We start from the raw sequence: 24701 nt of genomic DNA, 5'->3' as shown, positions 1-24701 counted from the left end.
CTTAATCCAAACTCTCGAAGCGGGCAGCGGCGCGGTTTTTTCGCACCTTGCCCGCTTCAAAAAGCTGGCCATTCATCGCCAAATACACCCCGGCAGGCTTCGATTGCACGGCCCCTAGTGCGAGGCCGAGGTTGAAGATCGCGTCGGTGACACGGAATCGTGCCGGCGCCAGAGCCCCCGTCAGCACAATGGTTTTTCCCGGGATGCCGCGAAGGAACTCCGCCGTCAGAGCCATCGTGTCGGTCCCATGAGTGATCAAGATGGCGGATTCCTCTGCCTCCTCACAGGCCCGCCGAATGACGGCCCGATCCTCCGCATCCAGCTCCAGACTGTCCTTCCGGAGCAGCGGTTCGAGCACCCATTCAAGCCCAACTCCGGCTTCGCGGAAAACATGGGGAACGGTTGGCTCGCCGATCTCATATTCCGACGTCGCATCGAAGTAGACCTTATCGATGGTCCCTCCCGTGGTGATCACACGCAGTCTCATTTCGGCAAAAAGAATCCCTGTTGCTTCTCTGAAATGGACAATCCCAGCTGCTCCATCACCGCCAGCATGTCTTCCCAGATCTTTCGCTTGTCCTGCAATGCCGCACTTCCGTGCAGCAAATAGGCCGGGTGATAGGTCACCCTCACCGGGATGCCTTCAAAGGTATGCCATTGCTCGCGCATTCGGGCCACGGCACCCGTCAGCCCCAGCAATCCTTCCGCAGCCGTGGCACCAAGCGCCACAATGCATTTGGGCCGCACAATTCGAACTTCCTCGCGAACAAACGGCATGCAGGCCGCCATCTCCTCCACTGTCGGCTTACGATTGTTCGTGGTTTGGCGCTCCATCGAGGGGCGAAATTTCACAATATTGGAAATATAAGCCGCTTCGCGCGACAGACCCATCGCCTTCAGGATCTCGTTGAGTTTCTGCCCTGCAGGCCCCACAAAAGGCTCCTGTTCCCGTTCCTCCTGATATCCCGGGGCTTCTCCGACAAGCATCAGATCCGCGTCGGGATTGCCCACGGAAAACACCATGGTCTCCCTCAGAGACCCCAAAGCCCGGGCCGCGGGCCACTCTGCTGCCTGCGCCTTGAGCGCCGCAATCTTCTCGGCGGCACTGCCCCCATCCGGACTCACCACCACTGGTGCCTCCACCACACGGGGGGGGTGGGAAACCTCCATTTCCTTGGATGCCTCTGCTGGGGAAACCTCCGCGGACTCCTCCGCAACGGGTTCGAGCTTCGGCCCTTTTCGCTTTTGGCGATGCAGTTCCCGCAGCGCCGCTCGGGCTTCCTCATCCAAATACACTTGGGTCACGCCACGAGCTTCCTCGGACTTCAGAAAATCGATCAAAACATCGACAGGGCGGGACATGCGGCGACGCTAACGGGTTGCCGACCCGCTGGCAACCCCGCCTCGGAATCGATGTTTCCTCCACAACGCCAGTCCTTCGGAGAGACATTTGAAAAAAGTTCCGTATCCTTTTCGCGACGCCACCGTCCAAGCTGCCATGAAAGTCCTGCTCGCCATCGCCCTGCTTGTCCTCGCACCCTTTGCCCGGGCGAACATCGATATCGATATCGCGGCCTATGGGGAGAGCCTTGGCGGCTGGAAGGACAACACCGTTTCCTACGCCCTCTCCGGAGCTCAATATCGAACCTACAAACCGGAAATCACCCCCACTCCAGACGGTGGGATCTTCGTCTCGGTGCGCATCGATCACCGACGTGGCTGGCTCGCCAGCGATGACCACGCCGTCTTGGAAATCACTTTTCAAAAAGATGGATCCGTCGCCAACGCTCGCTCCACCCTTGCCGTTCAAGGTCGGACAATTTCCAGCGACCTCATTCGCAGCACCGCCACCGCAGGAGCGGAAGTAGGGGGCGTCGCAGGTGCCGTGAAAGTCGGTACCGACCTGGTCGCCGATCTCTCCTCAAAACTGTTGCGTGAAAAAATCGTTGAGGCAGGCCGCGTCGCATTCCCGTCGGCCGTGCAGCACAACTACAATTTGCTCTATCAAGCCGTGCGCCTGCGCAAAGATGAAGTGCCTGCTGAAGGGGGCGCCGGAGCGACCGATGAGGCCGAACCCGCGACGACCAAGCCCGCCCCTCCAGGCAAAACTCAGCCGCTCGAAATCCAGCCCTACGGGAAGGAGGACAAAAAATAACCCGATCAGGCGTCAGCCTCCCACCTCGTCCCAGCCGTTACCTGGACCGATTTCATCGAATCGAGACTCCGACAACGACCGCCCTGCGATCAGTTTTTCGTACAATCCTAGGATTTGCCGGGCTTTCGCATCCCACGTGAAATGCGCACGAACGTGCTGTTGCGCACGCCGGCCCATGGCATCTGCCTCCTGAGGGTTCTCCGCCAACTGGCTCAATGCCTTCCGGAACCCCTCAATGATCTGCGGTCGCTCTCCGATGGGCACCACCACGCCACACCCCTCGGGCACCAGTTCGGCAGGGCCTCCATAATCCAGCACCACCGGAGCCAGCCCCAGCGCCATCGCCTCCAGAACCACACCGCCGCCAAATTCCCTCACACTCGGGAAGGCAAAAACACGCGCCGCCGCAAGATGGGACCTCACCTCACCATGGGCCACCCATCCGGCAAAGGTGACCTGATTCCCCAGGCCCTCGCGCTCCACGAGTCCTTTCAAATCGCCCATCTGTGGACCATCCCCAATGATTTCCAACTCCAGTTTGCCCTCGCGCAGCCATGGCGCCGCCGCCTCCAATAGCATGTCCGCACCCTTGTAAGGCACCAAACGGCCCAAGAATGCGATCTTGAGGGGTGCCCCTGGAATAGGGCTGGGTGGATCCTGATCGATCTCAGGGAACCGTGCCGGATCAATGGCATTCTCAGGCAACCACACAGATTTCACCTCCAAGGCCGGGTCACCTTCGGTCACCTCCCGATAAGTGTGCTTCGAAGCCAGGATCAGCCCGCTCGCCAAGCGTCGCGTCGCCTTCAATCCTGGCATGAACCGATAGATATCGCGCACATATCCTAACCATTCTCGCTCCGCCATCCGCACCTGATCGAACCCCGGAGGCCACGGAATCCCCCCATTGATGGGCCCCATCAGGAAGGGCACTCCCAGCTTCGCCAACTTCTTCGCCAAATAGCTCGGAGACGTCGGACTCAATGGCGTGATGCGATGCACCACATCGAACTCTCCCGCCATGAGACGTTCGCGAAAGACCGACCACACCTTCCGTTCAAACAAAGGGTAGGCCAAGGTCGCCATCGCCGAATGGATCGTCCATCCAAGACTTTTGCCACCCCGCAGCGCCGTGGCGATGTGAAAGGCCACACTTTGTGCCGGGTTGTCGACCGCCGTGAAAAAATCCTGAGCAACTCCCGCCTTCAGAAGAGACTCTTCGTTGCGTTTTTCCGTGACCAAATGCCCATCGCACACCCTCCCGAGTGCTTCGGAAAGCGAATGCCCAATCAAGGCAACACTCGTCAGCTCGGGATTCGCCGCTTCGGCGATGATCAGCACGCGGGGCTTCTTCATGATCGGATAGAAATCAGGCACCGCACGGCCGCGGTTCACTAGGAATTTGCGATGATGCATCCTCCGGCTCCACCTCGAAGGTGACAAGGCAGGATTGCCGGAGAAGTGGAGTCCATTCGGGGCAAAAGTCGCTTTCCCCCGCGAAAGAACCGGCGAAGTTGAGCGGTTTAACCTCATTGCCACCCATGAAATCCATCTCACGCCGCCAATTCGCCCAACTCACTGCCGCTGCCGCCCTCGCACCCTACCCGCTTCTCCGGGCCCAGGAAGCCGGAGGAAAGAAACTGGGCGTCGCCCTCCTCGGACTGGGCGACTACTCGACCCACCAACTGGCTCCTGCACTCCAAAAGACCCGCTTTGCCAAACTCACCGGCATCGTCACCGGCTCGCCCGAAAAAGTTCCCGTATGGCAGGAGAAATATGCCATTCCGGACACCAACGTTTACAACTACGAGAATTTCGACTCGATCGCCGATAACCCGGAGATCGACATCGTCTATGTGGTCACACCGACTGGCCTCCATCCCGAGTTTTCCATTCGAGCGGCCAAGGCGGGCAAGCACGTCATCTGCGAGAAGCCGATGGCTCCCACCGTCGAGGACTGCACTCGCATGATCGATGCTGCCAAGCAGAACCATGTCACCCTGCAGATCGGTTACCGCCTCCATTGGGATCCCTATCACCTGCGCTTGATGGAAATCATGAAGTCGAACGAGTTCGGACCTTGGTCTTCCATTTCCGCCGCCAATGGCGGCCGCATGGAAAACTTCACGGGGCTCAACCGCTGGAGGATTGGCAAAGAACTCGGTATCGCCGGGGCGCTCTACGACCTCGGCGTCTATTGCGTCCAAGGCCAACTTTATACCGCTCAGGAACTCCCGCACAGCGTCACCGCCCGCCACAGCACCGAACGCACCGAGATTTTCACCGAAGTTCCCGAAACATACGAATGGACCTTGGAGTTCGCTGGAGGCCGCAAAGCCGAAGGATGGGCCAGCTATGGAAAATCCGGCAATTGGATCCGCGCCGAAGTCGAAAAAGGCACCGTTGAGCTGCAACCGTCCTATGGTTACGGTGGCCAAAAGGGCACAACCCCCGATGGCCCGATGACCTTGGATCATGTCCCGCAGCAAGCCCTTCAGATCGACGGCCAAGCCCAAGCCATTCTGCGCGGCGAGCCAAGCCGAGTTCCGGGCGAAATGGGCCGCCGCGACATCCGCGTGATCCGCGGCATCATGGAAGCCGCCGCGACCGGCCAATCCTTCGAATTCACCGATTTCGAGTAAGACCCACCTTCGGTGCTGGAGTCACAGCGCGCCATTGACAGCTCGCGGGCGCATCCTCTGGAATGCCAAACCGTGAGCCAATTTGGATTTCGACCTCACTTCACTCTGGAACGACCGGGTTCTCCGGCGGAGGAGCAGCGCCGCCTCGCGGCCAGCCTTCAACGACTCGGGGAAACTTTTAAAATCAAGAGTTTCCCTGGGTTTCTCTGCCTGCGCGTTCCTCCCGCAGAGCGCCACTTTTGGTCCCCACGGCTCCACGTGTCCTTCGAGCCCACAGAACAAGGCCACACCCAACTGGATGGCGTCTACGGGCCCAATGCCAACCTCTGGTCGCTGTTCCTCTACGGGTACCTCCTTGCCAGCTCGGCCGGATTGTTCGGTGGTGCCCTTGGATGGGCCCAGCACGCCTTGGCCAAACCCGCCTGGGGATTCGCGATTCTCGCAGGAGCCCTCGCCCTCGCTCTCGGACTCTACCTCGTCGCCCAGTTCGGTCAGAAAATTGCCGCTCAGCAAACTTTTCGCCTTCACCAACTCATCGAAGCCGCCCTGAAGGCATCGATTCCCGTCCACTGATCCCCGCGCTGTCGCGCCCACAGCCACAGTTTCCCATTTGCTCGGCCCCGATTTCGCCCCACCCTCCCGCCATGGACGCCATTGCCCGGGGAAAGCAGGTCATCGAAGTGGAAACCCACGCGCTCATCGCCATGGGCCAACGCCTCGATGCCACCTTCAACGCGGCGGTCGACTTGCTCCGCCGCACCGTGGAAGCCCGCGGCAAAGTCGTGGTCGTGGGCATCGGCAAAAGCGGCAATATCGGCCACAAAATCGCTGCAACTCTCAACTCCACCGGCTCCACCGCCGTCGTCCTCAACTCCCAAAACGCGCTGCACGGCGACCTCGGCCTCATCAACGATGGCGATGCCGTGATCGCTCTCTCCTACTCCGGTGAAACCACCGAATTGCTCGACCTGCTCCCGCACCTGCGGCGATTCGACATCGGCCTCATCGCCATGACCGGACGCCCCGATTCCTCACTTTCCGAGCATGCGGACATCACCCTCGACACCTCAGTCGAACGGGAAGCCTGCCCATTCAATCTCGCACCCACCTCTTCCTCCACCGCGATGCTGGTCATGGGTGACGCCCTGGCCATGGCCCTTCTCGAAGTTCGAGGTTTCACCGAAGAACAATTCGCCCGCTTTCATCCCGGCGGTTCACTTGGTCGCGCGCTCCTCACCAAAGTCGCTGACATCATGCGGGCCGGCAGCTCTCTGGCTCAGGTTTCCGATCAGGCAAGTGTTCGGGATGCCCTCACCGCCATGACCATCGCGCGCTCGGGCGCCTGTGTGGTGATCCTCCCGAGCGGAGGCCTTGCCGGCATCTTCACCCACGGTGATTTCGCCCGCGCCTATCAGCAAGATGCCAATGTCGGCGACCGCCCCGTATCCGATCTGATGACTCGCCAACCCATCAGCGTCTCCGCCGAAGCCCTCGCCGCCGAGGCGGTTCACACCATTGGCTCCCATCGCGTCGATGACGTCGTCGTTCTCGACGGCTCCGGCCGCCCGGTTGGACTCATTGATACTCAGGATCTCGCCCGACTGAAAATTGTCTAATCGACGAGCCCTTCCGACAATCGGGCTCGGCGTCCAGCCTCCATTTGCGAAGATATCGTCGGTTGCTCCGCGGCTTGCCCACGGCATGGAATGCCCGCCATGTCCAACCCACCGCTGTTCCCACTTCAGCCCACCCTTCACAGCCGCCGTTCCTTCATTGGCGGCTCCGCTTCCCTCCTCCTCGCCCTCACCGCGGGCCGCGCCGTAGCCGCCACCGATCGCATCTCCCACCATCCGTCGTTCACCGACTATCCCTTCCAACTCGGTGTGGCCTCGGGAGAACCGGATCATGAAGGCTTCGTGATCTGGACCCGACTGGCTCCTCAACCATTGGCCGATGGCGGAGTGATCGAAGACGCCATCCAAGTCCACTGGATGGTCGCCGAAGACGAAGCGATGACCAAGGTCGTTGCCAAAGGCACCGCCGTGGCCCAACGCGACTGGGCCCACTCGGTCCATGTCGAAGTCACCGGACTGCGTCCGGACCGCTGGTATTGGTATCAATTCAAGGCGGGAGCGGAAATCAGCCCCATCGGTCGCTCCCGCACTCTTGAGTCGCCCGATCGAACCGCAGCGCAAACCTCGATGTTGCGCATGGCCTTCGCCTCCTGCCAGCACTTCGAGACCGGCTTCTACAACGCCTACGAACACATGTTGGCCGAAGCCCCGGACATCGTCTTCCACCTCGGCGACTACATCTACGAGGGTTCCAGTCGCGACGGCCAAGTCCGCCGCCACTCCGGGAAGGAAATCAAGACCCTCGATGCCTACCGCCGCCGCCATGCCCAATACAAATGCGATCCCGCCTTACAGGCGATGCATCAAGCGGCTCCTTGGGTGGTCACCTGGGACGATCACGAATTCGACAACAACTACGCAGGCGATATCCCGGAGGAGAAAGGTCCTGCCGAACATGAAGCCTTCCTGCAACGTCGCGCCGCCGCGTACCAAGCCTACTACGAACACATGCCACTTCGCGCCGCCTGTGTTCCCAAAGGTCCCGGCATGAGCCTCTACCGCCGCCTGCAGCACGGCCAGCTGGTCAATTTTCACGTTCTCGATACCCGCCAATACCGTACGGACCAGCCCCAAGGTGACGGCCTTCGCCCTCCAAGCCCCGCCGAAATGAATCCAGAAGGCACTCTCCTCGGCCACGCGCAGCGCGAGTGGTTGCTGGCAGGGCTTACTGCCTCGAACACCACCTGGAACGTCTTGGCCCAACAGGTCATGATGGCACGCGCCGATCGCAAGGCGGGAGAAGCGGAAGCCTACTCCATGGACCAATGGCCCGGATACGAGTTCGAACGTCGCCACTTGCTTCAAGCTTTTGACGAGCGGAAAATCTCCAACCCGGTCGTGATCACCGGGGATATCCACAACCACTGGGCCAACGAACTGCTCACCGATTTCGACCCAGCATCCAACAAGGTCGTCGGCCACGAGTTCGTTTGCTCCTCGATCACCTCCGGCGGTGACGGCGTCGAGCGCCCCAAGTACTATGACGACCTCATTTCAGAGAATCCCTGCGTGAAGTACCATGGCAACCGCCGTGGCTACGTCAGCTGCATGATCCGTCCCGACCAATGGCGCACCGACTATCGGTCGGTCGAGTACGTTTCCCGGCCTCATTCCCCGATCGACACCCCGGCGTCCTTCGTCATCGAAAACACTGAAATGCATCCCGCCTAAGCGGCCTCGGAGGGCGTTTGACCGGCATGTTACCATCGTTGCCGTGCCCGGCGCCCTCCGCCTGTTTTTCCCACTCTTTCCCCTCGTCCCACTTCTCCTGGTTCCTGCGTCTCTCCGTGCGCAGGAAACCAAGGACATCCGGGTGGAGGTGGATTTTCTGCGTGGGGATGTCCCCTTGACCTCGGAGGTTCGTGGCGGGGTCGCCATCTCCCGCGCCGACCTTCTGATATCTGACATCACCTTCCAACGAGCCGACGGCCGTTGGCTGCCCCTTGCACGCTGGGACGGATTCTTCAGTGCCACCGAAGCGGACCGTTCGCCCCTTCTTCGCGGGTTGCCTGCGGAAACCATGCAAGCGGTGCGCTTCCACTTGGGCCCGCCGGCGGAAATCAACCATGCCGATCCCGCGCTTTTTGCTGTCGATGATCCACTGCATCCCACCGCCAACCGCCTGCATTGGGAGTGGCAATCGGGATTCATCTTCCTCGCCCTTGAGGGTCGCTTGGCAAATCCATCCGCCGCCGATCGAGGTTTTTCCTATCATATCGGGAATGACCCTCAGCATGTGGAAATCACCGTTCCGGTGAAGTTCCCCGCAGCGGACCAGACCCTCCGCCTCGGCTTGGATCTGGATGCTTTGCTCGATTTCGATTTGGAGACAGCTCCCCCGAGCACACATTCACGCGTGGGAGATCCTCTCGCCCCACAGATCGCTCGCGCCACTCAGCACGCTTTTCATTTCCTCGACTCACGCCCCGGTTACCGGCAGTCCGCATCGGCGGCCCCGGCCACGCATGCCCCCCCCGGCACCACGCCTCTCCGTCTCGATCTTTCGGCACGCTTCCCACAGGTCCAGCTACCCGCGGACAACCCGCTCACTCGGGAAGGCGTGGCCTTAGGGAGAGCCCTCTTCTTCGACCCCCGATTGTCGGGCGACGGCACCCTTTCTTGTGCTTCCTGTCATCATCCCGAGTCGGCCTTCTCCGATCCACTGGCCAAAAGCCGCGGCATCGACGGGCGCTCACCGGCTCGCCATTCGATGGCCCTCTTCAATCTCGCTTGGTCGCCAAGTTTTTTCTGGGATGGTCGCGCCACTCGGCTTCGGGATCAGGTGCTCGATCCCATTCAACACCCCGACGAAATGGGCCAGGCTTTGGAAAGCCTTCCCGCCAAGCTCGAGGCTCCCTATGGCGAGGCCTTTGCGGCCGCATTTGGCTCCCCGGGAGTGTCTCGCGAACGTCTCGGCCTCGCCCTGGAGCAATACCTTCTTTCCCTCCTCTCTCAGGACTCACGGTTCGACCGGGCCATGCGCGGAGAACAGACTTTCACCGATGCCGAGAAACGCGGCTTCCAGCTCTTCATCACGGAAAACGATCCCGCCCGCCAATTGCGCGGAGCCGATTGCTTCCATTGTCATGGGGGAGCCTTGTTCACGGATCACGACTTCCACAATAACGGTATCGACTCCTCTTTTCCCAACGATCGTGGCCGCGCAGCCACCACCGGCAAGGAGGACGATCTCGGCAAATTCAAAACCCCTTCGCTGCGCAACGTCGGGCTCTCCGCTCCCTACATGCACGACGGACGCTTCGCCACGCTCGAAGAGGTCATCGAGCACTACAACTCTGGCGTTCATCCGTCACCCACGCTGGATCCCAATCTCTCCAAGCACCAAGGCCTCGGCTTGAGCGAACAGGACAAGGCCGACCTCGCCGCCTTCCTCCGCACACTGGACGATCCCGCCTTTGCCCAAACACCCCCACCCTGAACCTACGCGATCGCGTAAGGAAAATTTACGCATTCTCCCCCTAGGCTCGCTGACCCCTTGCCCCCAAAATGTCCCCTCGCCACCTCTTGCTCCCCGCAGTGGTCGCCAGCATTCTCCCCGTGCTCGCCGACCCCAATTCCCACGCAGAAGACGATGCCTTCTGGGCGGAGGCCGCGGCATTATTGCCGGGATTTGACGGGCAGCCCTCAGCCCCCGGCCCTTCCGATCAGGCCGGACAATGGAGTGACATCCTCCCATGGCCCCACACTCCCGTCTCCGTCGCCGCCCTCCCGACCGGCAAAGTGCTGACTTTTTCCGGACAAGAACCAAGCCACTGGCCCGGCACCAAGCATCAAACCCAATGGGCCCTCTGGGACCCTGGAGACGGGAGCTTTTCCAGCGACCTCCATCTCGACCACGAGATGTTCTGCGCCCATCTCGTGCTCCGGTCCGATGGCAATCTGCAGACCACCGGTGGTCGTTTCACCACCCGAGATTCTTCGACTTATGACTGGCGGGAAAACCGTTGGGGCAAGGTGCAAAGCATGTTTGATCCCCGCTGGTATCCAACCAGCGTCGCCCTGCCGGACGGGGATGTCTTCACCGTCTCCGGCAGCGGAGGGCCGAATACCGCTGAACGTTACCACCCGGAAACCGACACCTGGCAACGCCTCGGCGGCATCAACTGGCAGCCGGTCGCCGGGGCCGATGGTTTTGAGTCCGACTGGTGGCCTTACCTTTTCGTCGCTCCGGACGGGCGGCTCTTCCACTTCGGGCCCACGCGGGAGATGCACTGGGTCTCTCCAGATGGCCGTGGATCACGGACCTCAGCCCAACTCGAAGTCCCGGGCGGATACTATTCCAAGCACGCAGGTGTCGTGATGTACGACTCCGGAAAATTCCTCGTCGCGGGTGGATCCGCCTCGTTCACGAACTCGAATAGCTCGTCGACCATCTGCTACACCGTCGATCTCAACACCACCCCGCCGACGGTCGCACTGACTCAGCCCATGGTCCACCCCCGGCGCTTTCAGAATGCGATCGTGCTTCCCACCGGCGAAGTCCTGATCATCGGAGGAAACACCTCTGGCCTCAAATTCAGCGACGAAGGTTCCATCCTCACCCCGGAAATCTGGAACCCCGCCACAGGCACCTGGCGATCGCTCGCCGACATGGCAGTCCCCCGCAACTACCATTCCACCGCACTTCTCCTGCCCGATGGACGAGTGTTCTCCGGTGGAGGAGGCTTTGAAGTCTCGAACCCGGTGGCGCCGACCACTCACACCGATGCCCAACTCTTCACCCCGCCTTCCCTCTTCACCACAGAGGGTCCATCCGCCACTCGCCCGGAGATCCAGTCCGCACCGGATTCCGTCACGCTCGGTTCCGTCTTCAAAGTCGCCGCCACCCCCGGACTTCAGCGTTTCACCATGATCCGGATGATGGCGACGACCCATGGTCTTTCCACCGATCAGCGGTTCCTCCCGATCCCCTTCGCCGAGCCCTCCCCGGGCCACTACCAACTCGTCGCCCACCCGAACGCCAATGTCATGGTTCCGGGATTCTGGATGCTCTTCGCTCTCGATGAGAATGACACCTACTCCCCGGCATCCATCATTCAGGTAAAAGAATCCCCCGAAGCACCAACCGGCGGACTGCTCGCCAACTACTACGCAGACACGAATTTCACCGACCTCGCATTCACCCGCATCGACCCCGAGATCCACTTCGACTTTGGTGAGAAAACGCCCCTCCCGGGAATCCTTGACGCCGACACCTGGTCGATCCGTTGGAGCGGCTGGTTGATTCCCGAGTTCAGCGAAACTTACACTTTTCACGTCACTTCGGATGAAGGCGTGCGACTGACCGTCGACGGCACAACATGGATCGACAATGGAAGGGGCTCAGGAGATTTCATCCAGACCGCCAGCATCGATTTGAAGGCAGGGGTCCCTGTATCCCTCAGCCTCGAGCATCGCGAAACAGGTGGCAATGCACTCATCCACCTCGAATGGTCGTCGCCACGGACGCCTCAGGCAGTGATCCCCTCCACTCAGTTGCGATCCATCCGCCCTGACAATGAAGCGGTGATGGCGGCAGGGGCACGTGCCGAATTTTTCGTGGATGGGCAACTCACTTCCATTGGAACCGATGCCTCGCGCGCGCTGCGCACAGCCTTCACCGCTGGCAAGCAAGCCACCTTGGCCATCCATGCCCGCAGTGCGGACGAACTGGCTGGCGTCATCGGTCAATTCACCGTCGACGGTGAATCGTTCTCCACCGATACCGGATGGAAGGTGAGTTCCATCGCTGCCGATGGCTGGCAACAACCTGGATTCGACGATTCCAACTGGGCGGAGGCCACCGACTATGGGGCACTCGGCGCACCACCCTGGAGCGGCCAGGTTCGCGGTTTCCCCTCGGGCACTCCCGCCCACTGGATTTGGTCCGCAGATCGAAGCGGAGATTCTGAGGTTTATCTGCGCCGCGTCGTCGGCATCCCCTCACTTCTTGCTCTCACCGACCAAATCGGCGTGGTCGGCGTGGAAAGCCAATTGGCCCTACCTCTCCAGCCTGGAGACTCCACCGGGATTGCCTATGCAGCCAGCGGACTCCCCGATGGCCTTACCCTCGATGCCAACCTCGGCGTGGTTTCCGGAACGCCTTCCGCCACCGGAGAATTCACGGTGCAGATCGAAATTCTCCTCAACGGCGTGGTTACCGATCGCGATCACTTTACGTGGACGATCCGACTGCCGGGCCAAGGTGAAGGATCGCTCCTTCGAGAAGTTTGGACCTCGCTCACGGGAACGGAGCTCAGTGACTTACTCCATCATCCTGGCTTTCCCGATGATCCGGACATCCGGGAAGAGATCACGAGCTTCCCCGTCGCTGTTGACTCCGGGGATGCCTATGGCTCGCGCCTCCGGGGCTATCTCCACGCGCCAACCACCGGCGACTACACGCTCTACCTCTCCGCCGACGAACGCGCTGAACTCAAAATCAGCCCGGATGATCTGCCCGAGCATGCACTGACGGTCGCCCAAGTCACGCAAGAGCCCACCGGTCTCGAAGATTGGAATCACTCCCCCACTCAGCGATCGAGCCCCTTGCCGCTGGTCGCTGGGCATCGCTACTATGTGGAAATCCTCCACGTCGAGGGCACCGGAAGCGACTACATCCACCTCGCTTGGAAACGCCCGGAAGAAGTCGACATCACTCCGATTGCCGGTTCGTTTTTCTCCCCATTTGCCGCCAATCGGGTGCCGGAGATCCCGGCGATTGCCGACCGAGCGCACACCGTTGGCACCGCCCTGACCCTGCCGTTGGAAGCGACGGATCCCGACGGCGATCAACTCACATTTTCGACCACCGGGCTGCCTGCAGGATTGAGCCTGGATCCCACCACGGGAGAAATCCACGGCATTCCCACGACACCGATGGCGATGTCCGTCGAGATCACCGCGACCGATTCCAGCGGGGCCTCCACCTCGGTATCCTTCTTCTGGGAAATCCATGCGGAGGCGAATCTCGAAGCTCCCCTCTCGGGTGTCGACTGGGTCAATAGCTCAGTCCATTTCTCCATCCAAGCCTCTGGAGGAACCCATCTCACTTACCGCTGGAACTTTGGCGATGATTCCGAGGAAATCACGACCTCCATTCCTTCCGCGCAACATGCCTTCACGCACCCAGGGCGGTATAGGGTGAGCCTCACCGCTCTGGACGCCAACGGCACCGAGACCACCACCACTTTCTACCAGAACATTCGCCCCGTCCCGACCGAAGGCCGACCCACGGTTTCCCAAGCCATCCAAGTCCGCCCTGGAAGTTGCTGGAACGTCAATCCCGACAACGGTTCCGTCTCCAGTCTCGACACCGCCACCGGGGCCATTTTGGCAGAGATTCCCACCGGCCCCCAACCCCGATCGCTTGCCTTCGCCCCCGATGGCTCGTTGTGGGTCGCCAACGCAGGCAATTCCACGATCACCATCCTTGATCCCGATGCTCTCACCGTCACCCGAACCCTTGACCTGCCCCGCGGCGTGGCGCCATTCGGCCTTGCATTTGCACCCGATGGCTCAGCCGCGTTCGTCGTATTCGAGGCCTCTGGGCAGGTCGCCCGCATCGATCCAGCGAGCGGAGAGATCCTCGATCTTGTCGAAATCGGCCCCCATCCCCGCCACCTCTCCATCAGCGGTGACAGCAAGACGGTCTACGTCACTCGCTACATCAGTCCTCCGGTGCCCGAGGAGGCCACCATCGAACCCTCTCCCGATCAAGGTGGAGGTGAGTTGCTACGCCTCGACGCCAACGATCTCACGCTTCTGGGAACCACCCTCCTCGGCCCGTCCCAGCGACCCGACTCCGGCGGCGGTGCCCGCGGCATCCCCAACTACCTCGGCCCGGCCGTCCTTTCGCCGGCCGGGGACTTCGCCTGGATTCCCTCGAAACAAGACAATCTTCAGCGGGGAACCTCTCGCGATGGTCTCCAACTCAACCACGACGCAACCCTGCGAGCCATCACCTCCGTCGTCGATCTCTCGACGCACCTCGAACTTCCGGAACGGCGAATCGACCACGACAATGCCGCGATGCCCTCGACGGCCCTTTTCGATCCGTTTGGGCTTTTCCTCTTTGTCGCGCTCGAGGGCTCACGAGAAGTCGCTGTGATCGACGTTTACGGAGGTGCAGAAATCTTCCGCATTCCGGTCGGCTTCGCACCCCAGGGTCTGGCTCTCTCGCCAGACGGCAGCGTCCTTTTTACCCACAATTTCATGAGCCGCACGGTCTCGCTTCACGCCGTCGCCGACCTCATCAACTTTGGGCTCCCGCGAGCCTCCCACCTGGCAACGCTCGGTGAGGTCCAAAACGAAGCTCTCTCCCCACAGCTACTGCGCGGCAAGCAACTCTTCTACGACGCTCAGGACACCCGGCTCGGTCGGGAAAGTTATATCTCCTGTGCATCCTGCCACAACGATGGCGGACACGATGGTCGCGTGTGGGACTTCTCCGGATTCGGCGAAGGATTGCGCAATACGATCGATCTCCGCGGGCGCGCCGGAACCCGCCATGGCCCTCTCCATTGGTCCGGAAACTTCGACGAAGTTCAGGATTTCGAAAACCAGATTCGCGACCTGGCGAGCGGCGACGGATTGATCGACGGAGCCGTCCACCCTCCACTGGGCGAACCCAACGCCGGACGCAGTGACGACCTCGATGCCTTGGCCGCCTATGTCTCGTCCCTTTCCCAGTTCTCCTCCAGCCCCTACCGGCAACAGGATGGCCAGAGAACCCCCGCTGGAGATCGCGGGAGGCAGGTCTTCCTCACGGCTCAATGTGCATCGTGCCACGGAGGAGAGAATTTCACGGACTCCGGTGACATTCCTTGGCACGACATCGGTACCCTAAAACCGAGCAGCGGCCAACGATTGGGAGAGCCCCTCACCGGGATCGACACTCCCACTCTCCGCGGTCTCTTCGATGGCGCTCCTTTTCTCCACGACGGTTCAGCCCCAGATCTCCACTCCGCCATTCAAGCTCATGCCGGTATCGAAATCTCCACACAAGATCTCGACGACCTGGTCGAATATCTCCTTCAGATCGAAGACAGCGAACTCACCGCCCCTGCTCCCGCCCTCCCGACGATCACTGAGTTTTCAGCCAACCCAAATCCCGTGATGGCAGGCCAACCTAGCCTGCTCACCTGGGCGATCGAGCCCGGCGATTTCCCCCTCATTTCTCTGACTCTAAACGGCGAGGATGTTCTCGGAGAAACATCAGCAACGCTCACGCCCGAAAGCTCCCGAGAATGCACTCTCGTGGCGACAACTGCCGCGGGATCCTCTTCCTCCCTCCTGTCCCTTCAAGTCACGCCTGTGCCCGACAAAGGCCGTTGGGACGAATGGGTCCTCCTCCATGACCTGGGTGGGATTCCGGCAACCGATACCGATTCAGACTCCCTTTCCGATGGGCTGGAATTTGCCCTTGGCCTCGACCCCCAGCACGACTCATTTATCGACCAAACTCTGGTCGTCCCTCATCTGGAAGCCGTCATTCAACTCGATGGTTCCCGACGATTTGACCTCGTTTTTCGTCGACCCACGCCCACGCCAACCGGCGCATCCTACTGGCTCGAAGGCACTCTCGATCTGGAGAACGGATGGGGCATCATCGCCGATCTCAATGGATCCGGAGGCAGCGACATCGCTCCGGAAATCCTGAACCTTCAAATCTCCGACGTTGGCGATGGGACGGAAGAGGTGCGTTCCAGTTTGTATGCTTTCGATTCTGGGTTTCTTCGGCTCGCAGTGGACATTGCCGGCGAAACTCTCCGCTCCGCTCCATTTGGTTGGCTGAAACAGCCAGTGGATGGGCATCAAAAACTCTTCGCGCCTCCCTTCGCCCGCGACGCCGTCGCTGGAGGCCAGTTCACCACGACAGATGGCAGTACTTTGACCGATGATCAGGCGCATTGGACCCCCAACCAATGGCTCGGCCACGAGGTTCACATCACTTCCGGATCCGCAAGAGGATCCCTCGGGATGATCACGGGCAATGATGAGAACGATCTGTTCCTCGGCACTGCCCATGAAGCGATTGTCGATCACCTCGCCCTCGCCGGTTCCGGAACCTATCAGGTCCGCCCCCAGGCCACCTTGGCTTCCCTCTTCGGCCCCTATAACGAGTCGGGCCTCATTGCCGGTACACCCGATGATGCCGACTTGATCTCCTTCACCGATTCCGAGGGACTGTTTCAAGACTACTATTTCCGCAGTGGTGGGCTTGGAGGCACAGGCTGGCGCTCCATGGCCGATCCCTTCCTGGATACCTCCAACCATGCCATCGAGCCGGGTGAAGGATTCACTCTGAGGCACCCTGTGTCATCTCCACTTGATCTTTGGTTTCACGGGGAGGTCATCCTTGGCCCCCGCGTGCGTGTCATCCGCCAGGGCACTCGGCTCGTCGGCAGTCAAACTCCTGTCGAGCACGCCACCCTCGGCAGTTTGGGGTTGGAATCCTTCTTTCTGGAGAGCCCCGATTGGGACAATCACAGTCACGTTTACTTGGAGTCTCCCTGGGGATTCCAACCCTACTACCGAAAAGATGACTCGCTGCCGGGGGGACAGGGATGGAGAGCGATCGGCAACGATTCCACGGATGCCGCCACCACGCCCATCGATGCGGGTGGCGCGTGGCTTCTCTTCCGCTTCACCGACCCCGGCTTGTGGCAACGACAGCAACCCTTCAGCTACGACCTCCCCGACTCCGAATGATCCATCGCCTTCCGATCCTCCTCACCATCGGATGCCTGCACGCCGATTCGGTGAATGTTAGCTATGGTGCCCAAGCACCCGGAGGAGGCGTAGGAGGAACCACCGGCCAGGAGCTTCCCATCGGCTGTCAGGTCATGATCGGCACCTTTGACCTTGAGGTCGCAGAAGTCATCGCCTCCGCAGGCGATCATTTTCATCTCCTCGCTCACTTTCACCCCTATGGCGCCACGGTCGTCGGAACCTTCAATGGCACCCCGCAGGGTTCTACAGGAGCCTTCTCCGGAGCGGTCCCCGTCAACGTCACCGAAGCAGGTCAGCGAGTCTACATTTGGGTGCTCGATGCCCGGGACTTCTCGCGAGCATCGGCCCATTTGATCTTCTCCGCAGCCTCTTGGATTCTCCCTTCTTTCGGCACGCTCTCCTGTCAAACCAGCTCTCCTGATTTGCAGAATCCTGATGCGGTCAACATTGCGATCACCGATCCGCTCGTGACCTCTCCGACGCTTTCAGGCCCCTTAAAGCAAGCCCTGCCTTTGAATCATCCGGACGCCTCGGATAAGGATCTCGATGGCCTTAATGCACTGCTCGAATATGCCTTTGGCACCGATCCGGCCCAACCTGATTCTCTCCCCATCTCTTTGGATGCTGAAGCCCTCCAATTCGATCGATTCACCGAAGCCATCGACCTCACAGATTGGTTTCTCGAAACCTCCGAGGACCTCCATGATTGGACTCAGCACCCCCTCGGTTCGGAGCAACTGGAGATCTCGCCAGACCCCCTCCACGACTCCTTGGAAAACGTCAAAGTCGTGCTTTCCGCGTCCGATACTGGTTTCCGATTCTACCGGTTGAGAGTTCGGCGCCGTGGATCAGAACAGCTCATCGAGCTTCTCTCGAGGAATGTGGCCAAGGAGCAAAAACACCCGCCCATCTTGCTGCCAGCGAGCCACTGACCAATCGCCGTGTCGCGCGAGCTTCGGATGCCCGCAGGTAGGTAACTGACCTTTCACATCCTGTTCCCGGAACACGACAAGGTGCACCACATCGCCCTCGCCTCGCTTGAAGCAAACGATCGCACCTTCCTTGCCGTCCACATCGAGTTTTCGGCATCCCACACCTGGAACCCGCTCCAATCCCTTGGGCACGCAACCCCCAGGACATACTCGCCCCGATCGACGGATGAAATCAAACAGCACCTCGTGATCCGGATTGCTCAAATCGAGAGAAAACGTTGGCGACTCCAAAACAGAAATGGCCGAGTCTTCCACGTGCGCAATCGGCACCGTGGCACCGGCTTCCAACGCCACTGGCAAACCGGGTAGAGGACTCGTGCTCGACTCCACAGAGGAGTCATTCTCGGTCAAAACAGGCGTCTCCTTCCCTGTGGGCCGCGTCAGCACCAAAGCCAGGGCCACCCCAGCAGCAGCGGAAAGAGGCAGAGCCATTCGCTTCCAGCCATGAACCTTCGGCAGAGATGATTCCGTCTGCGTCATGGCACGGAGGATGTCATCCCGCAGCCCAACAGGGGGACGCCAGGCCTGAACTTCCTCTGCCAAAATTCGATCCTCCATCGACAGCTCCACCGATTCCTCACCGGTCGCTGAAATGCAGGCGAGCACCTCTTCACGAAGTCCCGCAGGCAAGGTCACACTGCCCAGAGCCGCAGCAAAGGCAGCGTCGCTTGCCCGCTCTCGCGCCAGCCAGTCTCCCAATTCAGGATCCTCAGCAGCAAGTGCCAACGCGTCGGCAAACTGTTCATCGGTCACATCCGCACCGTCGGGGCGGAACGACTGCAGGATGAATCGTGCTTCTTCCCTATCCATGATGCTTGCGAAGGTGTTCGGGTTGCAGTTGGAGAATGTTCTTGGGAGCGCTTGACGGCTCCTGAGTCATGCGGCGTTTCAGCATGTCCTTGGCTCGGGAAATCCGAGACATCACGGTGCCAATAGGAATCCCAAGGATCTCCGCAATTTCCTTGTAGCTATGCTGCTGCAAGTAAAACAGCGTGATCGGACCGCGAAAGGTTTCGTCCAATTCACCGAGCAGTTCCAGCGCTCGCTGACCATCGATCTGGCGCTCCGAGTCGTCTTCCTCCGCTCCCGTACGTTCGATGATCTCTTCCGTGAGTTCCCCGTCGGCATACCTTCGACGTCGCCTCGCTAGGGACAAAAACTCTCGATGCAGCGTGGTGAACAACCAGGTCTTCGCCTTCGATCGATCTCGCAACTGATCACCCTTCTGGGCCCAGATGCAGAAAGTCTGCTGAACAAGGTCGGCAGCGGTTTCGCGGTTTTTCGACAGCGACAGCGCGAAGCGAAACAGCGCTTCGTAATGGGCGTCGACCAATTCCTCGAATTCGCTCATGGACTCCACTGGGAGTCCGCATGGGGATCCCTATTCCCGAAACTTCATCGGCCCATTATTTCGGGGAAGTTTCCCCCGACATCAATCGCCACTCTGCGCCGCAAGAGGGAAGGGAATCACATTCTCAACATTCGATTTCTCAGACTCCGAATCGGTGCGCTGGGCACCATCCATCATCTTCTCAGCGAGATCGAGAATGCGGAACAAATCACTCCGGTCTGACGGTGCTTTCCCCATAAAGGAAAGCTTCAATACTGCCTCGCGGCTCATGGTGGGTGAGGGTAAAATAGGGGTTGGGCAAAAGCCACAATTCCCAGCAGACCTTGCAAGGGGGCCTCCGGCAAAGTCCAGGCGGGTGTGGGTGAACGCCCTTGATAAAACCCGACATCACACCTTCGAGCAAGCCATAATTCACTGACTTTAAGATACTTTTATTATCTTAAATATCTATATCGCCAGTCATTTCAGTCAGCCGAGTAGCCAACATTCGCAATCTTTACCCGACGCTGCCTTCTTGCTCTTTTCCTCATCTACCCTTGAATGCCTTCATGTTGCGACTCCGATGGCTTCTCCTTTCAGGCATCGCCGCTTGGCCGGCGACCAGCATGGCCCTTGAAATTCGAAAACACGAGGACCGGGTGGAAATCCTCGATGACGGCCAGACCGTCACCCAGCTCTTTGAATCTCGCGTGCCCTACCTTTACCCTCTCCCCAGTCCGTCCGGAGCCAATTTGGCCCGGCATTGGCCGATCGAGGAGGGTGTCGATGGCGAGGAGAAGGATCACCCCCACCATCGGTCCATGTGGTTCTCCCACGGATCGGTGAATGGCTACGACTTTTGGGCATGGTCAGGAAAAGGCCATCCAGAAATCCGCACTCGCGGCGTTCGAGAACTTTCAGCAGACCCCGAATCCGCCACCTTCATCCTCGACCTCGATTGGGTCGCCGATGGAAAAATCCAACTCACCGAAACACGCACCTATCGCATTCGAAAAGCCGACCCTGATACCTGGTGGATCGACCTCCACAGCCAACTTCAACCTTCTGGACAAGATGCCCTTCTGGGCGACACAAAAGAAGGCACCTGTGCCCTCCGGGTCGATCGCACCCTTCGCCTCAAAGGCGCAATGGCCCGCGGAGGCATTCTTGACAGCGAAGGCCGCACCGATGGCGACAGCTGGGGCAAACGCTCCAAGTGGGTGGCATTCCATGGACCTGATGAAAAGGGCGAACCTGCCGTCGTCGCCATGTTGGACCATCCCTCCAACCTTCGTTTTCCCTCGTGGTGGCACGCACGGGACTACGGACTGCTCGCTGCCAATCCGTTTGGGATCCACGATTTCGAAAACGGAAAAGCCCCTGGAAGTGGCGACTACCTTCTCCAACAAGGTGAAACCTTAAATCTCCGCTACCGCATCCTTCTGCACCACGGAACCCCCGACGCAGCGAGCTTGGAGGCCACCTGGAAAGACTTCGCCGAAACTGACTCGTCGGATCCTTCGTAAACTTCCACCTAAAAATCGCCGGGTTTTCCCCTTGACCGGCTTCGGGCGGCGTGCATCCTTCGCCGCCCGTCCGCCATCCGAAGACCGGACTTCAACTTCAACCACTTTCCCACCATGGCCCGCGTTTGCAGCATCCGAGGAAGCCGAGTCCGCTCCGGCGGCCGTATCAATCGTTCCGGTCTCGCCAAGAAAAAGGGCGGTATCGGTCGTCACGTCACCAAAGTTGTGAAGCGCAAGGTTGCGCCGAACCTTCAAACCAAGCGCATCTGGGTGCCTGAGCTCGGCCGTTTCGTCCGCGTGAAGCTCTCGGCTCGCGCCCTTAAGACCGTGACCAAGAACGGTGCTTACACCGTGCTCAAGGAAGCCGGTATCATCTGAGGAATTCCCCAGATCCATTTTCAACGAGCCCGGGGTCTCCTCGGGCTCTTTTGTTGTTGGGGCTTCTTCCCGATCTTGGCAGACAGCTTGGCCTGAAGGGACCCGAGGGTTCAGGGGCTCACTCTGGCTCTCCCTCAATCCCCATCCGATCAGCCATCGGATGGGCTCAAGTTCAGCCCTCCATGCATGGCACCAGAACCGCATCGTTCATACCATGGATCTTCTTCTTGTCAGCGGGCACTAAGGTCGCCAAGCACCCGCCCAGTTCTGTCTGCCCACGGGCATCCGTGAAATAGTACGGGCACAAGCGGGCTCTCATCGGCATCAACATCACCTCGCCATCCGCATCATAGACCGGATGCTCGACCAGCCGAGTCTCTCGAAACTCTTGAAGAATCCACGGCTGCTGGCTGAAGTCATCGAGCGCCTTGCCCAGCTGACTCTTCCATTCGTCGGCAGAGAGGTCGTGGCCAATATAGACCCCTCGGGACCCCCAGGCGGTTTCGTGAAATCCGCTGATCTTCAGAACGAGTTGTCGCTCCTTCTGGCTGAATCCAGCCACCTCTTCCCAGCCGTGAACCCCCAATCGGGGCAGCGCGGCCTGCGGTGGCAACGGCTCTGGATCGACCACCCAGCCAAACGGAATCCACTCCCGCAATCGCTGCACATGACTCCCCCGCAAAAGCGATTGCCAAAGGGGCTTCAACGCCGGAGTCCAAAATAAGGACAACCACAGCTTGTCCTCAAGGTGAGGCACACATGGCGGCGCCAAAACCACGCCCCCATTGACGGAATCTTCAGCAAGTCGGCGGAAAACCTCCATGCTCTCCCAATCAAACCATTCAAAAAACCGATACACCTCATCCGCTTGCTCGAAGTCCTCCGCTTTGACGATTCCACGCCCATCGCCCGCCGCCTCGACCAGCCACGCCATTTCCTCAAAGTAATCGCCAGCTTCCTCAGAAACCACCGTCACGTTGCCCGGCGCCGTGATCTGCCGGAAACCTTCTACCATCCCCTCGGCACCTCCTAACACCTCGAAGCCCGCTTCAGTGTAGGCCTTCGCCAACCAAGCCGTGAGCCCCATCCCACCCGGAACGGAATCCAATTCCGTTAGGGAAAACCCCCGTTCTCCCAGCATCAAATCCGGGCGGATAACCCGTGGGAGTTGACCTTGCCGACCCGCCTCCCGCTGCAATTCCACCATCCACGTCGGCTTGCCAGTATCCAACAATTCGGCAATCCATGGCGGCAATGAACCGGCGGCACTGCGTCGATAAACTTCATCACAACTCTGCTGAAAGCGGGCCAGAACATGCCCCATCCCGCGCAGCGAACGCACCTCACCCTTCGTCAGGACAAACGGCTGCGGCGATCCCTGCCAGCGGCGCCCGAATTGCTCTCCTTTCACCAAGCTCATCTTCATGGGGCCCTCCTCGTTCATGCCATGCTGCGAAGCGCACCGCGGACCAATTCTTCCGTCGTTGCTCCCGGCTGAGATTCCAAAATCTTTTTCACCGCCTTGCGCGCGTCCACCTGCTTGTAACCCAGCGCCACCAACGCCAATTCCGCATCCGCTGCCGCTGGTAGCACCGCGCCGGCTTCGACTTCCTTCCACGTCTCGGCCACGCCGACCTTGTCTTTGAGCTCCAGGACGATTCTCTCCGCGGTCTTCTTTCCAAGCCCCTTGATCCGGGAAAGCTCAGCAATCTCCGCATGCGCCACACAGGCCTTGAAGCGCCCCGCTGCCATCCCGCTGAGAATCGCCATCGCAATCGCTGGACCAATCCCACTCACTCGGTCGATCAACAACACAAAGACATCCCGTTCTTCATCGGTGGCAAATCCATACAGGGTCTGCCCATTTTCCCGCTGATGATGGTACACCCGCAAATCGATCGGCATCCCTTCCACCGGATGCAGCCGGTCGATGCTCGTCAACGGAACCATCACCTCATAGCCGATCCCCCCAACATCCACCACCAATCGATTGGGGTAGTTTTCCCAAACGGTTCCCCGCATGCGTGCAATCATCGACCGGCAGCTTGCCGAGGAGCCTCCGGCCGTCAATTCCCGACCTCACCACCGCAAGCATTTATTTTACATTTCTGTATTTTTGTGGTTGCCCGATAAATAGGACTTTTTTTAAAGGGTAGCTTTTTTGGGGTCGCTTTTGTGACAGGTTGCTGCTATCATCACAGCGCTATGGCAACCACCACGAAACGCACTCGGTTCTCACGCCGGCTTCCCGATCACGTTACGGATGAACTCTGCAACGTCCTCGCGGAAGACAAGGTCTTTGGTTTCAATGACCTTTTCGAACGCGTCTTTGAGAACTTGAAGGTGCGCAACGCCGTGAGCGGTGGCGAAGAAATGCTTCGCTTGCGCGCTTATGAGAAACTTCAGAACCTGGTGACCCGCGGTCTGGTCGAAAAGATCGGTAAGGAATACAAAGGCACCAAGCGTGTCCACGAGGCCTCCAGTGAGTTCCTCGCCCAACAGCAGGAAAACTGAAGCCGCCAACGCTTTCCCTGAGACCCGCTTTCGGCCCGCCGAAAGCGGGTTTTTCTTTTCCCCTTCACTCGGCCACCCGAGCCCGATTGCGCAACTCCGTCAGAGTCGACCCTACCTTCAACGCAATCAGGGCTTGGCAGGCCCGCCACCTGAGATTATTTCGAGGGTCCCGATGAGCTCCCAGTTCTTCCCCGTCTTCATCCAAATCGTTGTCGCTATCGGCTTCGCCGCCGTCGCGCTGGGTCTGAGCGTGATTCTCGGAAAGTCAGCTCGCCGCAACGCCACCAAGGACTCCGCTTACGAGTGCGGCATGCTTCCGATTGGTGATGGCGCGCCCCGCTTCTCAGTGAAGTTCTACTTGGTGGCGATGCTCTTCGTCATTTTCGACATCGAGGTCGTCTTCATGTATCCGTGGGCGGTTCAGTTCCGCGACCTCGTCGCGAACGGCAACCCCACCGCCCTCGTTAGCATCGCGGGATTCGCAGGTATTCTTGCCTTTGCCTACGTCTACGCTCTGAAAAAGGGCGCCCTGACCTGGAAGTAAGTTCCCGGCATCAGGAAAGCACCCGGTCGATCAGCCTCACCACCAGCTTGCAAAGTCGCGCCACGGTGCTGCATGATCCCGGCATCGCTCCCTCTCGCCATCCGTTGATGGCCTGAGCCGCCCCCAGCGCCGGCCCAACACGAGCGCTCACGTTTCCCACCCGCTCAAGAAAAGGGCCAGAATCTCCATCTCGGAAGAAACTGGCCCTGAATTTTAAGCTCTTCGCTCACTCACATTACTCGACGTGTCGTG

At 59.8% G+C, this 24701-nt stretch carries 21 protein-coding genes; 12 read left to right on the top strand and 9 right to left on the bottom strand.

The features are described 5' to 3' along the window. Position 1: 1 nt before the first annotated feature. Together HNR46_RS10470 and HNR46_RS10465 are read right to left on the bottom strand one after the other, a co-directional pair. Positions 2-487 carry an asparaginase domain-containing protein gene (locus tag HNR46_RS10470; protein ID WP_184018524.1) on the bottom strand — a complete coding sequence of 162 codons (486 nt, stop codon included), beginning with the start codon at positions 485-487 and terminating at the stop codon, positions 2-4. Continuing rightward, positions 484-1362 carry a uracil-DNA glycosylase gene (locus tag HNR46_RS10465; protein WP_184018522.1) on the bottom strand — a complete coding sequence of 293 codons (879 nt, stop codon included), beginning with the start codon at positions 1360-1362 and terminating at the stop codon, positions 484-486. Before HNR46_RS10465 ends, HNR46_RS10470 begins: the two co-directional genes overlap by 4 nt. A gap of 136 nt (positions 1363-1498) precedes the next feature. Here HNR46_RS10465 and HNR46_RS10460 point away from each other — a divergent pair, with 136 nt between their 5' ends. After that, positions 1499-2155: a hypothetical protein gene (locus HNR46_RS10460; protein ID WP_184018519.1), complete on the top strand. Its 657-nt coding sequence runs from the start codon at positions 1499-1501 to the stop codon at positions 2153-2155. A gap of 12 nt (positions 2156-2167) precedes the next feature. On the opposite strand, the gene HNR46_RS10455 is transcribed toward HNR46_RS10460, so the two are convergent. Continuing rightward, on the bottom strand, positions 2168-3511 hold the full coding sequence (locus tag HNR46_RS10455) for a glycosyltransferase family 4 protein (protein WP_184018517.1): 1344 nt from the start codon (positions 3509-3511) through the stop codon (positions 2168-2170). A 185-nt stretch (positions 3512-3696) separates the two neighbouring features. Here HNR46_RS10455 and HNR46_RS10450 point away from each other — a divergent pair, with 185 nt between their 5' ends. The 7 genes from HNR46_RS10450 to HNR46_RS10420 all read left to right on the top strand — a co-directional run bounded on the left by HNR46_RS10450 (position 3697) and on the right by HNR46_RS10420 (position 18097). Next, complete coding sequence (locus tag HNR46_RS10450) at positions 3697-4797, top strand: Gfo/Idh/MocA family protein (RefSeq protein ID WP_184018515.1); 1101 nt, start codon at positions 3697-3699, stop codon at positions 4795-4797. A 72-nt stretch (positions 4798-4869) separates the two neighbouring features. After that, positions 4870-5370 (top strand): hypothetical protein, encoded by a 501-nt coding sequence (locus tag HNR46_RS10445; RefSeq protein WP_184018513.1) that lies wholly within the window; start codon positions 4870-4872, stop codon positions 5368-5370. Between the two features lie 71 nt (positions 5371-5441). Further along, positions 5442-6413: a KpsF/GutQ family sugar-phosphate isomerase gene (locus tag HNR46_RS10440; protein ID WP_184018511.1), complete on the top strand. Its 972-nt coding sequence runs from the start codon at positions 5442-5444 to the stop codon at positions 6411-6413. A gap of 99 nt (positions 6414-6512) precedes the next feature. Beyond that, positions 6513-8102 (top strand): alkaline phosphatase D family protein, encoded by a 1590-nt coding sequence (locus HNR46_RS10435; protein ID WP_184018509.1) that lies wholly within the window; start codon positions 6513-6515, stop codon positions 8100-8102. 43 nt (positions 8103-8145) lie between these two features. Further along, positions 8146-9870 carry an MbnP family protein gene (locus tag HNR46_RS10430; RefSeq protein WP_184018507.1) on the top strand — a complete coding sequence of 575 codons (1725 nt, stop codon included), beginning with the start codon at positions 8146-8148 and terminating at the stop codon, positions 9868-9870. Between the two features lie 68 nt (positions 9871-9938). Beyond that, positions 9939-17144 (top strand): PA14 domain-containing protein, encoded by a 7206-nt coding sequence (locus tag HNR46_RS10425; protein WP_184018505.1) that lies wholly within the window; start codon positions 9939-9941, stop codon positions 17142-17144. After that, a complete protein-coding gene (locus HNR46_RS10420) occupies positions 17141-18097 on the top strand; it encodes a hypothetical protein (protein ID WP_184018503.1) in 957 nt (318 codons plus the stop codon). The genes HNR46_RS10425 and HNR46_RS10420 overlap by 4 nt, the downstream gene beginning before the upstream one ends. Here the strand turns inward: HNR46_RS10420 and HNR46_RS10415 are convergent. From HNR46_RS10415 to HNR46_RS10405, 3 genes are all read right to left on the bottom strand, one after another. Further along, positions 18014-18967 (bottom strand): hypothetical protein, encoded by a 954-nt coding sequence (locus HNR46_RS10415; RefSeq protein ID WP_184018501.1) that lies wholly within the window; start codon positions 18965-18967, stop codon positions 18014-18016. The two genes, HNR46_RS10420 and HNR46_RS10415, sit on opposite strands and share 84 nt — an antisense overlap. Continuing rightward, entirely contained in the window at positions 18960-19508 is a 549-nt protein-coding gene (locus HNR46_RS10410) for an RNA polymerase sigma factor (RefSeq protein ID WP_184018499.1), read from the bottom strand. Before HNR46_RS10410 ends, HNR46_RS10415 begins: the two co-directional genes overlap by 8 nt. Before the next feature lie 81 nt (positions 19509-19589). Beyond that, positions 19590-19778 (bottom strand): hypothetical protein, encoded by a 189-nt coding sequence (locus tag HNR46_RS10405; RefSeq protein WP_184018497.1) that lies wholly within the window; start codon positions 19776-19778, stop codon positions 19590-19592. A 278-nt stretch (positions 19779-20056) separates the two neighbouring features. Here HNR46_RS10405 and HNR46_RS10400 point away from each other — a divergent pair, with 278 nt between their 5' ends. Together HNR46_RS10400 and rpmB are read left to right on the top strand one after the other, a co-directional pair. Continuing rightward, positions 20057-21013, top strand: a complete 957-nt coding sequence (locus HNR46_RS10400; protein WP_184018495.1) for a DUF6807 domain-containing protein — start codon at positions 20057-20059, stop codon at positions 21011-21013. A 114-nt stretch (positions 21014-21127) separates the two neighbouring features. Further along, a complete protein-coding gene (rpmB, locus tag HNR46_RS10395) occupies positions 21128-21391 on the top strand; it encodes a 50S ribosomal protein L28 (protein WP_184018493.1) in 264 nt (87 codons plus the stop codon). Positions 21392-21563: 172 nt separating this feature from the next. Here the strand turns inward: rpmB and HNR46_RS10390 are convergent, their stop codons facing one another. Together HNR46_RS10390 and ruvA are read right to left on the bottom strand one after the other, a co-directional pair. Beyond that, complete coding sequence (locus HNR46_RS10390) at positions 21564-22817, bottom strand: hypothetical protein (RefSeq protein ID WP_246418035.1); 1254 nt, start codon at positions 22815-22817, stop codon at positions 21564-21566. A 14-nt stretch (positions 22818-22831) separates the two neighbouring features. Next, a complete protein-coding gene (gene ruvA / locus HNR46_RS10385; protein WP_246418033.1) occupies positions 22832-23413 on the bottom strand; it encodes a Holliday junction branch migration protein RuvA in 582 nt (193 codons plus the stop codon). 183 nt (positions 23414-23596) lie between these two features. On the opposite strand from ruvA, the gene HNR46_RS10380 reads away from it, so the two are divergent. Both HNR46_RS10380 and HNR46_RS10375 read left to right on the top strand, forming a co-directional pair. Further along, entirely contained in the window at positions 23597-23905 is a 309-nt protein-coding gene (locus tag HNR46_RS10380; RefSeq protein WP_184018487.1) for a helix-turn-helix domain-containing protein, read from the top strand. A gap of 172 nt (positions 23906-24077) precedes the next feature. Further along, on the top strand, positions 24078-24449 hold the full coding sequence (locus HNR46_RS10375) for an NADH-quinone oxidoreductase subunit A (protein WP_184018485.1): 372 nt from the start codon (positions 24078-24080) through the stop codon (positions 24447-24449). Between the two features lie 10 nt (positions 24450-24459). On the opposite strand, the gene HNR46_RS10370 is transcribed toward HNR46_RS10375, so the two are convergent. Continuing rightward, complete coding sequence (locus tag HNR46_RS10370) at positions 24460-24600, bottom strand: hypothetical protein (protein WP_184018483.1); 141 nt, start codon at positions 24598-24600, stop codon at positions 24460-24462. Positions 24601-24701 lie beyond the last annotated feature (101 nt).

This window comes from Haloferula luteola, assembly GCF_014201715.1.
GTDB classification, from domain to species: Bacteria; Verrucomicrobiota; Verrucomicrobiia; order Verrucomicrobiales; family Akkermansiaceae; genus Haloferula; species Haloferula luteola.
Note: the sequence above shows the minus strand (reverse complement) of the source record. Positions and strands in the feature narration are given on the sequence as shown.

Coding starts and splice junctions, on each gene's coding strand:
- HNR46_RS10470 (WP_184018524.1), bottom strand. CDS start 487: ATGAGACTGCGTGTGATCACCACGGGAGGGACCATCGATAAGGTCTAC.
- HNR46_RS10465 (WP_184018522.1), bottom strand. CDS start 1,362: ATGTCCCGCCCTGTCGATGTTTTGATCGATTTTCTGAAGTCCGAGGAA.
- HNR46_RS10460 (WP_184018519.1), top strand. CDS start 1,499: ATGAAAGTCCTGCTCGCCATCGCCCTGCTTGTCCTCGCACCCTTTGCC.
- HNR46_RS10455 (WP_184018517.1), bottom strand. CDS start 3,511: ATGAAGAAGCCCCGCGTGCTGATCATCGCCGAAGCGGCGAATCCCGAG.
- HNR46_RS10450 (WP_184018515.1), top strand. CDS start 3,697: ATGAAATCCATCTCACGCCGCCAATTCGCCCAACTCACTGCCGCTGCC.
- HNR46_RS10440 (WP_184018511.1), top strand. CDS start 5,442: ATGGACGCCATTGCCCGGGGAAAGCAGGTCATCGAAGTGGAAACCCAC.
- HNR46_RS10435 (WP_184018509.1), top strand. CDS start 6,513: ATGTCCAACCCACCGCTGTTCCCACTTCAGCCCACCCTTCACAGCCGC.
- HNR46_RS10425 (WP_184018505.1), top strand. CDS start 9,939: ATGTCCCCTCGCCACCTCTTGCTCCCCGCAGTGGTCGCCAGCATTCTC.
- HNR46_RS10420 (WP_184018503.1), top strand. CDS start 17,141: ATGATCCATCGCCTTCCGATCCTCCTCACCATCGGATGCCTGCACGCC.
- HNR46_RS10415 (WP_184018501.1), bottom strand. CDS start 18,967: ATGGATAGGGAAGAAGCACGATTCATCCTGCAGTCGTTCCGCCCCGAC.
- HNR46_RS10410 (WP_184018499.1), bottom strand. CDS start 19,508: ATGAGCGAATTCGAGGAATTGGTCGACGCCCATTACGAAGCGCTGTTT.
- HNR46_RS10405 (WP_184018497.1), bottom strand. CDS start 19,778: ATGAGCCGCGAGGCAGTATTGAAGCTTTCCTTTATGGGGAAAGCACCG.
- HNR46_RS10400 (WP_184018495.1), top strand. CDS start 20,057: ATGTTGCGACTCCGATGGCTTCTCCTTTCAGGCATCGCCGCTTGGCCG.
- rpmB (WP_184018493.1), top strand. CDS start 21,128: ATGGCCCGCGTTTGCAGCATCCGAGGAAGCCGAGTCCGCTCCGGCGGC.
- HNR46_RS10390 (WP_246418035.1), bottom strand. CDS start 22,817: ATGAAGATGAGCTTGGTGAAAGGAGAGCAATTCGGGCGCCGCTGGCAG.
- ruvA (WP_246418033.1), bottom strand. CDS start 23,413: ATGCGGGGAACCGTTTGGGAAAACTACCCCAATCGATTGGTGGTGGAT.
- HNR46_RS10380 (WP_184018487.1), top strand. CDS start 23,597: ATGGCAACCACCACGAAACGCACTCGGTTCTCACGCCGGCTTCCCGAT.
- HNR46_RS10375 (WP_184018485.1), top strand. CDS start 24,078: ATGAGCTCCCAGTTCTTCCCCGTCTTCATCCAAATCGTTGTCGCTATC.